This window comes from Leeuwenhoekiella aequorea, from assembly GCF_004104375.1.
GTDB lineage: Bacteria > Bacteroidota > Bacteroidia > Flavobacteriales > Flavobacteriaceae > Leeuwenhoekiella > Leeuwenhoekiella aequorea.
The window spans coordinates 92,945-108,695 of the sequence record NZ_QOVM01000007.1; the positions used below are offsets into that span (position 1 = coordinate 92,945).

The 15,751-nt window shown below is 36.4% G+C and carries 9 protein-coding genes; 7 read left to right on the plus strand and 2 right to left on the minus strand.

Annotated elements, in window-relative coordinates; genetic code table 11:
- The first annotated feature begins 71 nt into the window (after window positions 1–71).
- The 6 genes from thrC to DSM00_RS14020 all read left to right on the plus strand — a co-directional run bounded on the left by thrC (window position 72) and on the right by DSM00_RS14020 (window position 8,810).
- Complete coding sequence (gene thrC / locus DSM00_RS13995) at window positions 72–1,370, plus strand: threonine synthase (protein WP_128758720.1); 1,299 nt, start codon at window positions 72–74, stop codon at window positions 1,368–1,370.
- Window positions 1,371–1,423: 53 nt separating this feature from the next.
- Window positions 1,424–2,506: a glycine cleavage system aminomethyltransferase GcvT gene (gcvT, locus tag DSM00_RS14000; protein WP_128758600.1), complete on the plus strand. Its 1,083-nt coding sequence runs from the start codon at window positions 1,424–1,426 to the stop codon at window positions 2,504–2,506.
- Between the two features lie 36 nt (window positions 2,507–2,542).
- A complete protein-coding gene (locus DSM00_RS14005; protein WP_128758601.1) occupies window positions 2,543–3,352 on the plus strand; it encodes a sugar nucleotide-binding protein in 810 nt (269 codons plus the stop codon).
- An 8-nt stretch (window positions 3,353–3,360) separates the two neighbouring features.
- Window positions 3,361–4,434, plus strand: coding sequence for a DUF3810 domain-containing protein (locus DSM00_RS14010; protein ID WP_128758602.1), 1,074 nt, complete (start codon window positions 3,361–3,363; stop codon window positions 4,432–4,434).
- Between the two features lie 90 nt (window positions 4,435–4,524).
- Entirely contained in the window at window positions 4,525–7,509 is a 2,985-nt protein-coding gene (locus DSM00_RS14015; protein WP_128758603.1) for an amidohydrolase family protein, read from the plus strand.
- A 2-nt stretch (window positions 7,510–7,511) separates the two neighbouring features.
- Entirely contained in the window at window positions 7,512–8,810 is a 1,299-nt protein-coding gene (locus DSM00_RS14020) for an amidohydrolase family protein (protein ID WP_128758604.1), read from the plus strand.
- Window positions 8,811–9,032: 222 nt separating this feature from the next.
- Here the strand turns inward: DSM00_RS14020 and DSM00_RS14025 are convergent, their stop codons facing one another.
- Window positions 9,033–10,301: a tetratricopeptide repeat protein gene (locus DSM00_RS14025; RefSeq protein WP_128758605.1), complete on the minus strand. Its 1,269-nt coding sequence runs from the start codon at window positions 10,299–10,301 to the stop codon at window positions 9,033–9,035.
- Window positions 10,302–10,331: 30 nt separating this feature from the next.
- Complete coding sequence (gene gyrA, locus DSM00_RS14030; RefSeq protein WP_128758606.1) at window positions 10,332–12,881, minus strand: DNA gyrase subunit A; 2,550 nt, start codon at window positions 12,879–12,881, stop codon at window positions 10,332–10,334.
- A gap of 246 nt (window positions 12,882–13,127) precedes the next feature.
- Between gyrA and DSM00_RS14035 the strand changes: the two genes are divergently transcribed.
- Entirely contained in the window at window positions 13,128–15,674 is a 2,547-nt protein-coding gene (locus DSM00_RS14035; protein WP_128758607.1) for an ATP-dependent Clp protease ATP-binding subunit, read from the plus strand.
- The last annotated feature ends 77 nt before the right edge of the window (window positions 15,675–15,751 follow it).

Consider the following 15,751-nt stretch of genomic DNA (forward strand, 5'->3'; position numbering starts at 1 on the left):
GCTTGGAATTATTCCTAGCTGTAGGAAAAGACAAAAATTACCGATTTTATAACCACGAATACGATACAAAAATGATCTATTATAGTTTAAACGGAAAGGCACCAAATGTAGGTTTAGAAGAAGCTGTTGTTCGCGGCATTGCTCCCGATAAAGGTTTATATTTTCCTGAAGAAATTAAACCACTTCCCTCCTCTTTTTTTGAGAACATAGAATCGCTTTCAAATAATGAAATTGCCTTTGAAGCAATCAAACAATTCGTAGAAGGAGTTATCCCCGACGAAGCTTTAAAAGACATAATTGAAGATGTACTTTCTTTCGATTTTCCGGTCGTGGAGATCGAAGAAAATATTGGAACGCTAGAATTATTTCACGGTCCTACTATGGCATTTAAAGATGTTGGTGCTCGATTTATGGCTCGTTGTCTCGGGTACTTTTCTGCACAAAGTAAAAAGCAGGAACCGGTAACAGTTTTGGTCGCAACAAGTGGAGATACCGGAGGGGCTGTTGCTCGTGGTTTTTTAAATGTAGAAGGGGTTGATGTGGTCATTCTTTATCCAACAGGTAAGGTTAGTGATATTCAAGAAAAACAGCTTACAACTCTGGGAGCAAATATAACAGCTCTAGAAGTTGATGGCGTGTTTGATGATTGCCAAGCTATGGTAAAAACTGCCTTTTTAGATGATGAAATAATTTCTAAACGCAAACTTACATCTGCCAACTCGATCAATATTGCACGCTGGATTCCGCAGTTATTTTATTTTCTATTTGCCTACAAGCAGGCAAAATCCAAAGGCAAAGAACTTGTTTTCTCTGTGCCTAGTGGTAATTTTGGAAATATTTGCGCAGGTATGGTCGCTCATAAATTAGGAATGCCCGTTAAGCATTTTGTTGCCTCTGTTAATAGCAATGATATAGTTCCTGAGTTTTTAAAAACGGGCGTTTACAAACCTAAACCTTCGGTAGCTACTATTAGCAATGCGATGGATGTGGGTGATCCCTCAAATTTTATACGCATACAGAAATTATTTAATAATGATCTCGAAGCGCTTTCAAAAAAACTGTCATCCTTCTCCTATACAGATCAAGAAACCAAGGAGGTTATGCAGTATATTTATAAAGAAACGGGCTATATAGCAGACCCTCACGGAGCAGTGGGTTATTTAGGTCTTAAAGATTATTTAAAAAACCATCCTGATGCTTATGGCATTTTCCTTGAAACTGCTCATCCTGTTAAATTTTTACCGGTTGTAAATGAGGTGATTGATGCTGAAATTAGTATTCCTTCTCAAATTGAGCAAGTTATGCACAAAGAAAAGCAAGCTATAGCTATTAAAAATTACGATCAATTTAAAGCGTTTTTGTTGAAGTAGTCGGTGCGCTTTTCAGTGTAGTTTTGATACATTTGTGGACTTAAAATTTACAGATGAAATCTACAGCACTTACTAAAATACACGAAAGTCTTGGAGCTAAAATGGTTCCTTTTGCAGGCTACAATATGCCTGTTTCTTACGAAGGAATCAACATAGAACACGAGACCGTGCGCACTGGTGTTGGTGTTTTTGACGTATCACATATGGGTGAATTTCTAGCAATAGGAGAAAATGCCCTAGCCCTACTTCAAAAGGTGTGTAGTAATGACCTTTCTAAACTTAAAATAGGTGGCGCTCAATATAATTGCCTTCCTAATAATGAGGGAGGAATCGTAGATGATCTTATCGTTTACCGCATACGAGAAAATGAATATCTTCTGGTAGTTAATGCTTCAAACATTGAGAAAGACTGGGAATGGATTAGTAGTCATAACGATCTGGGCGTTGAGCTTAAGAATATTTCAGACAACTTTTCGCTTTTAGCAATTCAAGGACCTAAAGCTATCGAAGCTATGCAGTCTCTTACTGAAACTGATCTCTCTGCTATAAAATTTTACAATTTTGAAGTTGCCCCTTTTGCAGGAATTGATCACGTGATTATAAGTGCTACAGGATATACTGGAAGTGGCGGATTTGAAATTTATTGCCATAACGAGTTCGCAGAACAATTGTGGACTAAGGTTTTTGAAGCCGGAAAAGAATACGGAATCAAACCGATAGGTCTCGCTGCTCGTGATACTTTACGTCTGGAAATGGGATATTGTTTGTACGGAAACGATATTAATGATACCACGTCACCTATCGAAGCTGGTTTAGGCTGGATTACAAAATTCTCTAAAGATTTTATAAATGCAGAGGCTCTTAAAGCCGAAAAAGAATCGGGTCCTGCCCGAAAACTTGTAGGTTTTGAACTTCTAGAACGGGGTATACCTCGTCACGGTTATGAGATTGTAGACGCAAATGATACTGTAATAGGTGTGGTGACATCTGGAACAATGTCTCCATCTCTCTCAAAAGGTATAGGACTTGGTTATGTGAAAACTGAAAACACATCAGTAGATACCGAAATTTTCATCAAAGTACGCAATAAAAACATAGCCGCTAAGGTTGTCAAATTACCTTTTTACAAAGGTTAAATTAAGCAAGTTATCCCGAACCAAAATTCACATAGAATACTCATTTTAGGAGCCAGTGGGTTTCTAGGTGGTGCCTTGTATAAAGAATTACACAGGTATTATGATACCTATGGTACTTATCATACCGGTAAAATATTTTCAGACAACAAACATTTTATTCATTTTGATGTAGTACAAGATAGTATATATGAAGTACTCAATTATGTAAGACCTAATATTGTTATTTCTGCAATTAGAGGCGATTTTCAAGGTCAGGTTGAAGCACACGAGGATTTATGCGATTACGCAAAGCGTACTGGTACTTTTGTGATCTACTTGTCTTCTGCAAATGTCTTTGATGCGTTTACTAATTACCCAAGTTACGAACTTGATAAAACCTTGTCTGAAAGTAAATTTGGTAAACTGAAAATACGCTGCGAGAATTTTTTTCTCAATTATTTACCAGAACAGCAATATGCAATTATACGGTTGCCAATGGTTTTTGGGTCTAACTCTCCACGTGTACGAGAAATCAAAAATGCCATTTTACTTCAAGAGCAAGTTGAGGTTTTCCCCCATTTAATAATGAATACAAATACAGATAAGAAATTGTCTCAGCAGATTCATTACATTATAAATAGAAAACGATTTGGGATTTTTCATTTAGGAAGTAACGATTTGATACATCATCAGGAGTTTATTAATGAAATTATACAAAAACTAGATTTAAAGATCAAACCCAATTTTAAGTTGGTTTACACTTCAAATTTTGACCGGTATTTAGCTGTACTTCCCAAAGACAATAAATTACCAGGACATTTAGCGATTACCAATGAGGAAGTAGTGGCAGAATCGTATGCTTACTAAGCTATAATATGAAATATAAAAAACTGTTTATCTATTCGGCTTTGCTCCTTTTACAGATAGCAGCTTTAAAAATTGTTGCACATTTTCCGCTTTTTATCGAAAACTTCTATAGCACTGGCTTCTACTCTTACAGTTCTAAAGTGTTTCGATTCGTATTTGGGTGGTTACCTTTTTCGTTTGGTGACGTTATGTATGCCATATTAATTTTCTACCTAATTATTTCGATTTTAAATTTAGTAAGAAACAGATTTCAAAGTATTTTGAAGTTTATAACTGAAGGAATTTTACTGGTTAATGTTCTTTACTTCAGTTTCCATATTCTGTGGGGTCTCAATTATTACAGGCTTCCCCTACACGAATCCTTATCGATAGAAAAAGATTATTCTACGGAAGCTTTAGTGAGCCTTACCCAAAGACTCATCAAAGAATCAAATAAACTACATAAGCAGCTAGAGTCTAATGATAGTCTGGCAGTAGAATTTAAGTATTCATTAGCTGAAGTATTTGCCAAAACTCCCGAAGGTTACGCTATTGTCGAAGATAATTTTCCGCAGTTAGACTATACTCCTAAGAGTATTAAAAACTCACTCTTTAGACTTCCGCTGACCTATATGGGTTTTGGCGGCTATTTAAATCCCATCACGCAAGAAGCTCAAATAAACGGTCTTATGCCTGCGCATCGATGGCCGCTTGTAGCTTGTCATGAAGAGGCGCACCAGTTAGGATTTGCTAAAGAAAATGAAGCCAACTTTATAGCTGTGATGGCAACCACAAATAATCCTGATCCTTACTTTAAATATTCAGGATACATCTTTGCCCTGAGATATTGCTTAGGAGAAGTGTACAATCGCAACCGCACGATGGGTGAAATCTTAAGTACACAAGTAAGTCCGGGTATTGTGGCTAACTATAGAGAATCGCAGGATTTCTGGAATGCTTATGAAAATCCTATCGAACCCATTCTTGCAATTGTTTATGGTAATTACCTCAAAGTCAACAACCAACCTTCGGGGATGCAAAGCTATAGCTATGTAGTTGCTCTTCTTGTGAATTATTTTGAGAATAAAACTACATTGCCTTAAAAACGTTAAATTATTCCTAATTAATTACAATTTTCAGCTAACAAACTGCACAAAAAGTATCTTTAAGAAACTCTAAACAATTTGTTAAAAATGAAAAAAAAACTATTCTTCTCCGGATGGTTTTTACTCATGTGTTGCTTTTTATCTGCACAAGAGTATTTTCCGGTAAATGATGGTGTCAAAGCCATTAACACTAACTACACACTTTTTAAAAACGCAACCCTGCACCCCACTCCCGGGGAGGTTGTTTCAAACGGAAGTTTACTTATTAAGGATGGCAAAATAGTATCTGTAGGCAAATCTGTAAATGCGCCTAAAAATGCCGTTATCGTTGATCTGATGGGAAAACATATCTATCCGTCATTTATTGAAATGTATTCTACTTTTGGGGTAGAAATCCCAAAACGCGAGCGTAATGGTCGTAGTCCGCAATATGAGCCAACACGTGATGGTTACTATTGGAATGATCATGTAAGAGCGGAAACAAATGCGCTGAATGATTTTAAATATGATTCTAAGGCAGCTAAAGAATTAATGGAAGCTGGTTTTGGTGTTGTAAATACCCATAAAGCAGACGGCTTAGTGCGTGGAAATGGAATCTTAGTAGCACTTAATGATGATGGAGGCACATCGGAACGCTTATTAGAAACTCGTTCTGCTCAATTCTTTTCTTTTAATAAAAGTAATCTTTCTCCACAGTCTTATCCCGGTTCGATTATGGGAGCTACCGCTTTAATAAGACAAGTATTTGAAGACGCAAAATGGTACAAGGGCGGAAATATAGCAACACAAGATTTAGCTCTTGAAGCCTTAAATGCAAATATGGATTTACCTCAAATATTCTATGGTGACAATCTTTATGATGATCTGCGTATTGCTAAACTTTCTAAAGAAGTAAATGTGCCATTTATTATTGTAGGTGGCGGAGATGAATATAAACGTATAGGTGAGATTAAACAAACCGGTGCATCATACATCATTCCAGTAAATTTTCCGGAAGCTTACGATGTTGAAGATCCGTATCAGGCATCTTATGTAAGTTTAAGTCAAATGCTAGAATGGAATCAAGCACCTACAAATCTTGCGGCTATGCAAGACAATGGACTTAAATTTGCCATTACCACCACAGACTTAAAGTCTCCAGATAAACTGATGACAATGCTTCGTAAAGCCTTTAAATATGGCTTAAAAGAAGAAACTGCATTAAGAGCCCTTACTACTATACCTGCAGAACTTTTAGGTAAATCTAAAGAAATTGGATCATTAACTAACGGCGCCTGGGCAAACTTGCTTATAACATCAGGAACCATTTTTGACAAAGAAACTATAATCTATGAGAACTGGGTTCAGGGATCAAAAAATGTGATTAAAGATGCTTCAATAGTAGATATTGATGGAAATTATGCACTTGCTGTAAACGGAAAAACCTATGATATGGAAATCTCTAAATCCTTAGAGAAACCGGCAGTAACAGTTAAAAGCGGAGAGACCAAATTAGGATCTAAAGTATCGTATTCTGATGGATGGTTAACTGTATTATTTACCGGTGAAAATTCAGACAATAAAGAATACACCCGATTAACTGCTCAGGTAAATCCTAATGAAAAATGGTCTGGGACAGCAATTCTACCTAATGGGAGTGAAAGTAGTTTCACAGCTACTAAAAAGGAGGATACAGTTTCAAAAGAATCTGATTCTAAAGATAAAGAAGATTCTGATAAGGAAGAAGAGGCAATTGAAGTAATGCCACTTACCTATCCTAATATTGCTTACGGCTATAAAGAAAAACCAAAAGCACAAACCATTTTATTTAAAAATGCTACTGTTTGGACAAATGAAGAAGCAGGAATTCTAGAACAAACAGATGTTCTAGTGAGAAATGGGAAAATAGCAGCTGTAGGTAAAAACCTCAGCGCTGGAGGAGCACAGGTAATTGATGCTACCGGAAAACATCTTACGAGCGGTATAATTGATGAGCATTCGCATATAGCTGCATTTGATGTTAATGAATCTGGGCAGAACTCATCTGCAGAAGTACGTATGCGGGACGCTGTAGATCCAGACGATATTGATATCTATCGTGATCTTGCCGGTGGAGTGACCACTATTCAACTGTTACACGGCTCTGCAAACCCAATAGGTGGTCAATCTGCTGTGATGAAACTTAAATGGGGATCTAGTATTGACGAGATGGTTCTTGACGATATTAAGTTTATCAAGTTTGCTTTAGGAGAAAATGTAAAACAATCAAACTGGGGTAGTTTTAATCGATTCCCACAAACTCGTATGGGAGTACAGCAAATGTTTACAGATTATTTTCAGCGTGCAAAAGAATATGAAGTAAAAATGAAAAGCGGCAAACCCTATCGTAAAGATTATGAGATGGAAACGCTTGTAGATATTTTAAACGGTGAGCGCTTTATATCATCACACTCGTATGTTCAAAGTGAGATTAATATGCTTATGAAGGTTGCAGATGATTTTAATTTTAGAGTAAATACATTTACACACATTCTTGAAGGCTACAAAGTTGCAGATAAAATGGCTGAACATGGAGTTGCAGGCTCAACCTTTAGTGACTGGTGGGCTTACAAATATGAGGTTAATGATGCAATACCATACAACGCTGCAATTATGTGGAGTGCAGGTGTGTTAACCGGTATAAATAGTGATGATGCAGAAATGAGTCGCAGATTAAATCAAGAAGCTGCAAAAACGATGAAATATGGTGGCGTCCCAGAAGAGGAAGCTTGGAAATTTGTTACACTTAATCCTGCAAAAATGCTACACATAGATGATCGTACAGGTAGTATTAAAGAGGGCAAAGATGCAGATTTAGTATTATGGTCAACATACCCTATGTCTGTAAGCGCAGTGGCAGAAAAAACACTTATTGAAGGTGCTGTATACTTTGATATAGAAAAAGATAAGCAGCTACGAGATGAAGTTAAAATGCAAAAGAACAAGTTAACTACGCTTATGTTATCTGCAAAAAACAAAGGTTTAAAAACTCAACCTGCGAAAAAAGAAGAAAAACAGCGATTAGATTGTGACACTTTAGAAACACTAGATTAATTATGAAAACGCTAAATAAATTATTTATAGCGCTGTTCTTTGCAACACTATCTATGCAAGCACAGCAAACACCTGCCATAGCACAAACCGGCGAGATAACGCTAACTGGTGCTACTGCTCACATAGGTAATGGAGAGGTAATTGAAAAAAGCCTGATTTTTATTAAAGACGGAAAAATTACCGGTGTCTATGATGCACGTACAACAAAAATGCCGCTACGTGGTGAGATCATTAATGTAGATGGTCAACATATATACCCGGGATTTATTGCTCCTGACACCACTCTAGGTCTGGTTGAAATTTCAGCGGTTAGAGCTACTGAAGATCAGGACGAAGTAGGAGAATACAATCCGCATATTGAGGCAATTGTAGCTTATAATGCAGAATCTAAAGTTGTAGAAAGTATGCGTCCTAATGGTGTGCTAATTGCGCAAGCAGTGCCTCAGGGCGGCACGATTTCCGGACAATCATCTGTAGTTCAGCTCGATGCCTGGAACTGGGAAGATGCTGCAGTTAAGCGTGGAGACGGTATTCATTTAAACTGGCCTAACAGCTATCGAAGAGGCCGCTGGTGGGAAGGTGAAGATCCTGGCTATAGCCCTAACAAAGATTACAAATCTGATATTACAGAAATCGAAAACTTTATAGCTCAATCTAAAGCTTTTACGTCGGGAGATTCTTCAGTTAAGAATTTGCCTTACGCAGCAATGCAGGGTATTCTTGATGGGACTCAAAACTTATATATTCACGTGGATTCTGAGAAAGAGATACTTGATGTATTAAAGTTTAAAGAAGCGATGAATATTGAAAAAGTAGTGTTAGTAGGTGCATATCGCGGTTACAAAGTAGTGGACGCCATTGCTAAAGCTAATGTTTCAGTTATTCTTGCTCGTGTACATAGTTTACCAGATGCCGAAGATGATGACTATAATATTTCTTTTAAAATGGTAAAAGATCTTATTGATGCAAAAGTTACCGTAGCCTTAGGAAATAGTGGTGAGTACTGGCAATCCAGAAATATTCCTTTTTATGCAGGACAAACAACTGCTCACGGCCTCAGTTTTGAAGATGCATTGCAGCTTATCACAAAGAATCCTGCAACCATATTAGGAGTGTCTGATAAACTAGGAACGCTAGAAGCTGGTAAAGATGCTACACTTATTGTAAGTAAAGGGAACGCTTTAGAAATGAGTGGTAATACCATTAGCCATGCATTTATTAATGGAAGATCTATAAGCCTTGAAAGTCATCAGACTGAATTATACAAGCGCTATATGGAAAAGTATGAACGTGCTAAATAATAAATAAACCTATCATTATAATATAAAAGGTTCGGGACAATCCCGAACCTTTTTTTTGTAAGCAAATGTATTAGTCATTTGTTTAAAACAGATCACTTATAGTAAACAATTCATACAACGTATAATCACAGTTAATTCAAATTGTATAAATAGAATTTAAGGCTATAAAAAAAGCCCAATCGCAAGAAAGGGCTTTAATATATGTATTAATTGTTAAGCTAATTATTTAGATTCAAGAGCATCTAATTTAGCTTTGTACTTATCTGCCTCAGTAGTGTTACCTAATTGAACGTGGATGTTATATAAGGTACGTACCGCTTCAATATTAGATTCTTCACCCGCAATAGCTTTCTCTAAATAAGGAACAGCTTCACCGTAAAGAGCTAAACGTTGTTTCTTTAACTCGTTATATTTAGCATTATCAGCTTTAGAATTACCTAAAGTATTCATTTGCTCAATGATGTCTTTATCTTTTCCAAGCATTAAAGCAGCTATATTCAAGTTAGCAGCGCTGTAATCAGGATCTATTTCTAAAGCCTTCTCGTAATAACCCATTGCTTTTTCCATATCATCAGCCTTAGCAGCACCTACACCTAAATTAAAATACAATCCAGGGTTGTTAGGGTCCTTAGCGATAACCTTATTCATAGCGGCCTCATATTCAGTAGTCATATCCATTTTAAGATATACATCTGCTGCAGAACGTAAAAGAGCATCATCATCTGGATTTTCAGCAAGAGCATCATCTATAGCAGAAATTGCTTTATCGTTCTCACCTTCTTGAACATAGATAAGTGCGATATTTTTTGCAATCTCACCTGCACGAGATTCAGTAACTTCTGTTTGTGGGTCTTCGTGAGTACCAGATTTTACAAATAGATCACGTTGTTGTTTTGAATTAAAACTCTCAACTTGACCATTAGCTTTGTTTTTTGCAGTAAATTTTGTTTCAACACCGGTATAACCCAATGATTTTAACTGACTGTAGTAATCTAATGCAGTAGGGAAATCTTGCGCATTAACAGCGTTTGATGCCGCAAAATATAAATAAGATGTATCCTTCGGAGTTAGCGTATATAGTTTATAAAGTTTAGTGGCTGCATCGCTATATTTTTCAGCATTTTGATCATCTACAGCAGATGAAATAACTGCATTCATAGCTTGCTGCTTATATTGAGTTGCTTCTTGACCATATTTACTACCGTCATTAAACTCATTTACTTTTGTGAAAGCTTCCATAGCTTTTAAAAGATCTTCAGACTTTTTGTTGTCTTCACCTCCTAAAAATGCTCTACCTTTTATAAAGTAATAGTATTCTTTTTCCTTTTCGTCCATCTGGCTCATCATACCTTCAAGACCACTAATTTCTGTTTGAGCTTGAACAAAACTGCCAGATTCAACTGTTTTTTCCGCAGATTTAATCTCTTTCTTCTGCGCAAAAGTTAAAGCGGTAACAGATAGTGCCGCTAATACTAAAGATTTTGTTTTCATTATTTTACTAATTTTAATATTCAACTTTGGTTATTCTTCTTCGTCAGAAGAAGGTTTATCATTATTTAAATTTTCGTCAGCAGCGGTTGATTCTACTATTGTAGTATCTATATCTTCGATATCTTCATCATCAATAGCATCTTCGTCTTTTTTCACTTTTGTAACCGCAGCAATGGTATCTCCATTTTTTAAATTTATTAAACGTACACCCTGCGTAGCTCTACCCATTACACGCAATTCTGAAACTGCCATTCTAATCGCAATACCAGATTTATTAATAATCATAAGATCATCATCATCTGTTACATTATTAATTGCAACTAAATTACCGGTTTTTTCTGTAATCGAAATAGTCTTAACTCCTTTACCACCACGATTTGTAACACGGTAATCTTCAACTAAAGATCGCTTACCATATCCATTTTCAGAAACAACTAATATGTTAGATTCTGAATCGTTAACAGCAACCATCCCTATCACTTCGTCATTATCATCTGCAAGAGTTATGCCACGTACACCAGATGCGTTTCTACCCATAGGTCTGGTTTTCTCTTCTTCAAAGCGTATTGCTTTTCCAGATTTGATTGCCAATACTACTTGGCTATCTCCGGTTGTAAGTTTTGCAGAAAGCAGTTCATCATCATCTTTTATAGTAATGGCATTGATTCCATTTGTACGTGGACGTGAATATTGCTCAAGAGATGTTTTCTTAACCTGGCCTTTTTTAGTAACCATAATGACATAATGACTGTTTATGTACTCTTCATCTTTAAGATCATTAGTACAGATAAACGTCATCACTTTATCGTCTGGCTCAATATTAATAAGGTTTTGAATAGCACGGCCTTTTGACGTTTTGCTTCCCTCAGGAATTTCAAAAACACGCATCCAGTAACACTTACCTTTCTGGGTGAAAAATATTAAGTATTGGTGATTTGTACCTACAAAAAGATGCTCTAGGAAATCTTCATTTCTCGTAGTCGAACCCTTTTGTCCTACTCCACCTCTATTTTGAGTTTTATATTCTAATAGTGAAGTACGTTTTATATAACCTGCATGCGAAATAGTCAATACTACTTTCTCATCAGGAATCAAATCTGTAATACTTACATCGCCACCTGCAAAATCAATAGTTGTACGGCGCTCGTCACCATATTTATCTTTAATTTCTTGTAGCTCTTCTTTAATAATTTCCATTCTCCGCTCTTTGCGGGCAAGAATGTCTTTTAGATCTTCAATAGTTTTAACTATTTGCTCATATTCTTCTCTTAGTTTGTCTTGCTCTAGTCCAGTTAATTGGCGTAGACGCATCTCAACTATTGCTCTAGCTTGAATTTCTGAAAGATCAAAACGCTCCATTAACTTGGTACGCGCCTCTTCGGCATTACTACTAGCACGTATAAGAGCGATAACTTCGTCAATATTATCTGATGCAATTATTAAACCTTCTAAGATGTGAGCTCGCTCTTCAGCCTTTTTAAGAAGATATTCAGTACGTCTAACGACCACCTCGTGACGGTGTTCCACAAAATGATGAATCATATCTTTAAGATTCAACATTTCTGGTCTTCCTTTTACTAAGGCTATATTGTTTACACTAAACGAAGACTGTAAAGCTGTATATTTAAATAAGGTATTCAATACGATATTGGGAATTGCATCACGTTTTAAAACGTAAACAATACGCATCCCATTACGATCAGACTCATCACGTATAGAAGCGATGCCATCTATTTTTTTCTCGTTAACAAGATCTGCAGTCTTCTTAATCATATCAGCCTTATTTACCTGATATGGAATCTCATTTACAACAATACATTCACGACCTCTAACCTCTTCAAAAACAGCCTTTGCACGCATAACAACACGCCCTCTACCTGTTTTAAACGCCTCACGTACACCCTCATAACCGTAAATAGTTCCTCCGGTAGGGAAATCTGGTGCAGTAATATGCTGCATCAGTTCGTCTATTTCGATGTCGTTATTTTCAATATATGCAGATATTCCGTTTATAACTTCGGTTAAGTTATGAGGTGGCATATTTGTAGCCATACCTACAGCAATACCTGAAGCTCCATTTACTAAAAGACCAGGAATACGAGTAGGTAAAACTTTAGGCTCCTTAAGTGTATCATCAAAGTTTAACTGATGATCTACAGTATCTTTATCTATGTCTGCAAGCATCTCCTCAGAGATTTTGCGCATACGTGCTTCTGTATATCGCATTGCTGCAGGACTATCTCCATCTACAGAACCAAAGTTACCTTGACCATCTACAAGCATATATCTCAAAGACCACTCCTGGGCCATACGCACCATAGTATCATAAACTGAAGTATCACCATGTGGGTGATATTTACCAAGAACTTCACCTACAATTCTAGCAGATTTTTTATGTGCGGTGTTAGATCTAACACCTAATTCATGCATTCCAAATAAAACACGTCTGTGTACAGGTTTTAAACCGTCTCGTACATCTGGTAATGCACGTGACACGATGACCGACATTGAATAGTCAATGTAGGCTGATTTCATCTCATCTTCAATGTTGATAGGAATTAACTTCTCTCCTTCAGCCATATGTATTTATCTTTAAATTTTTGGTTTAAACAGTAAGGGGCAATATACGTTTTTCTCTTGTGTTTTCGGTATTTAGCAACTCGCTGTATATGGTTTTTATTAACAAAAATATGTTTCCCTTTTTAATAAGTATGCTTAACTTCCATTGTCACTTTAAAACTTATTTTGTCAATTTACTTAAAGTGATATCAACGGAACGGTTTTTGAATTGGTATTCAAAAACTATAGAAAAAGATAGGAGAGTTTATGGATGATAATTTTTCACCACGAGTTAAAGATGTAATTGCTTATAGCAAGGAAGAGGCTTTACGTCTAGGTCACGATTTTATTGGAACCGAACATCTTATGTTAGGTCTACTACGTGATGGTAGCGGCAAGGCTATAGAAATCCTTGAGGCATTGGATATAGATCTAAGTCACTTAAGACGAAAAGTCGAGATTTTGAGTCCGGCAAATCCCACTCCGGGATCGGCCAGCAGCGAAAAGCAAAATTTACATTTAACGCGACAAGCAGAGCGCGCATTAAAAACCACTTTTTTAGAAGCTAAACTTTTTCAAAGTTCTTCTATTAATACAGCGCATCTTTTACTTTGTGTATTACGCAATGAGAATGACCCAACAACCAAGTTGCTTAATAAACTAAAAGTAGATTATGATAATGTAAAGGATCAATTCAAACTTATGATGACAAGCGATGATGATTATATAGAGCCTATAAAGAGTGAATCTTTTAGTGATGATGATACAACATCTGAGTCGTCAAAAGATAACCCTTTTAATGCTCCAGGAAATAAAAGCAACAAAAAGTCTAAAACACCTGTTCTAGACAACTTTGGGCGTGATCTTACAGCAATGGCCGAGGAAAATAAACTGGATCCTGTTGTAGGTCGTGAGAAAGAAATAGAACGCGTTTCTCAAATATTAAGTAGACGTAAGAAAAATAATCCGCTATTAATTGGAGAGCCGGGTGTGGGTAAATCTGCCATTGCAGAAGGTCTTGCTTTACGTATTGTAAAACGTAAAGTTTCACGTATTCTTTTTGATAAACGTGTAGTGACTTTAGACTTGGCGAGTTTGGTCGCGGGTACTAAGTACAGAGGACAGTTTGAAGAGCGTATGAAAGCCGTTATGAACGAGCTTGAGAAAAATAAAGATATAATCTTATTTATCGATGAAATTCACACCATTGTAGGTGCAGGTGGAGCGACTGGTTCACTAGATGCGAGCAATATGTTTAAACCTGCTCTAGCACGTGGCGAACTGCAATGCATAGGAGCAACTACACTGGATGAATACAGACAATATATCGAAAAAGACGGCGCTTTAGAAAGACGTTTTCAAAAAGTAATAGTAGAGCCTACAAATGAAGAGGAAACCATAGAGATCCTAAATAATATCAAGGATAAATATGAAGATCATCACAATGTAGTCTATACACCTGAAGCGATAAAAGCCTGTGTAACGCTTACAAGCAGATACATGACAGATCGTTTTCTTCCAGATAAAGCAATTGATGCTTTAGATGAAGCTGGATCTCGTGTGCATATTATTAATATTGACGTACCCAAGAAAATTCTTGATTTAGAACGCCAACTTGAGGAAGTGCGAGAACGCAAAAATTCTGTCGTTAAAAAGCAGAAATATGAGGAGGCAGCTAAATTACGGGATGACGAGAAAAATATTGAGAAGGAGTTAGCAACTGCCCAAGCTACTTGGGAAGAAGATTCTAAGCAACATAAAGAAACGGTTACCGAAGATAATGTAGCAGACGTTGTCTCGATGATGTCTGGAATACCGGTTACACGTATAGCAAAAACTGAAAGTAATAAGCTAGCCGAATTACCTAATTCTATTAAAAACAAAGTAATAGGTCAGGATGAAGCGGTTGCTAAAGTTGCTAAGGCTATACAACGTAATCGTGCTGGATTAAAAGATCCTAATAAGCCAATTGGTTCTTTTATTTTCTTAGGACAAACTGGTGTAGGTAAAACGCAACTTGCGAAAATTTTAGCCACAGAGTTATTTGATAACGAGGATTCACTGGTACGTATCGATATGAGTGAATACATGGAGAAATTTGCAGTCTCAAGACTCATTGGAGCACCTCCGGGATATGTAGGTTATGAAGAAGGTGGACAGCTTACTGAGAAAGTAAGAAGAAAGCCTTATGCTGTTATCTTACTAGATGAGATTGAAAAAGCTCACCCAGACGTATTTAATATGCTGCTTCAAGTTCTTGATGATGGTTACCTTACAGATTCTTTAGGTAGAAAGATTGACTTTAAAAATACAGTAATCATTATGACTTCAAACATTGGAGCTCGTAAGATTAAAGATTTTGGCCAAGGTGTAGGTTTTGGAACTGCAGCCCGAAAAGATCAGGCAGAAGAAAATGCTAAAGGTATTATTCAAAATGCCCTGAAAAAAGCATTTGCTCCTGAATTCTTAAATCGGGTAGATGATGTTATTGTATTTAATGCTTTAGATCGCAAAGAAATACACCAGATTATCGATATAGAATTGAAAAAGCTTTACAATCGTATTCAATCACTTGGTTATAATTTAGAATTGAGCGATAAAGCAAAAGACTTTATTAGCGAGAAAGGTTTTGATAAAGAATATGGCGCAAGACCATTGAAGCGAGCAATTCAAAAATATATCGAAGACGCTCTTGCAGAAGAAATTATCACTGCTAAAATAGGTGAAGGCGATAAAATCTTTATGGATATCGAAGAAGGTAAAGAAGAGCTAACCATCAAGATTGAAAAGACTGAGAATTCTACACAATCTTAACTTCTTAAATTATAACTATTTAAAAAAGAACCACTTATGTGGTTCTTTTTTTTATAAATAACATTTTCTTAATTTAT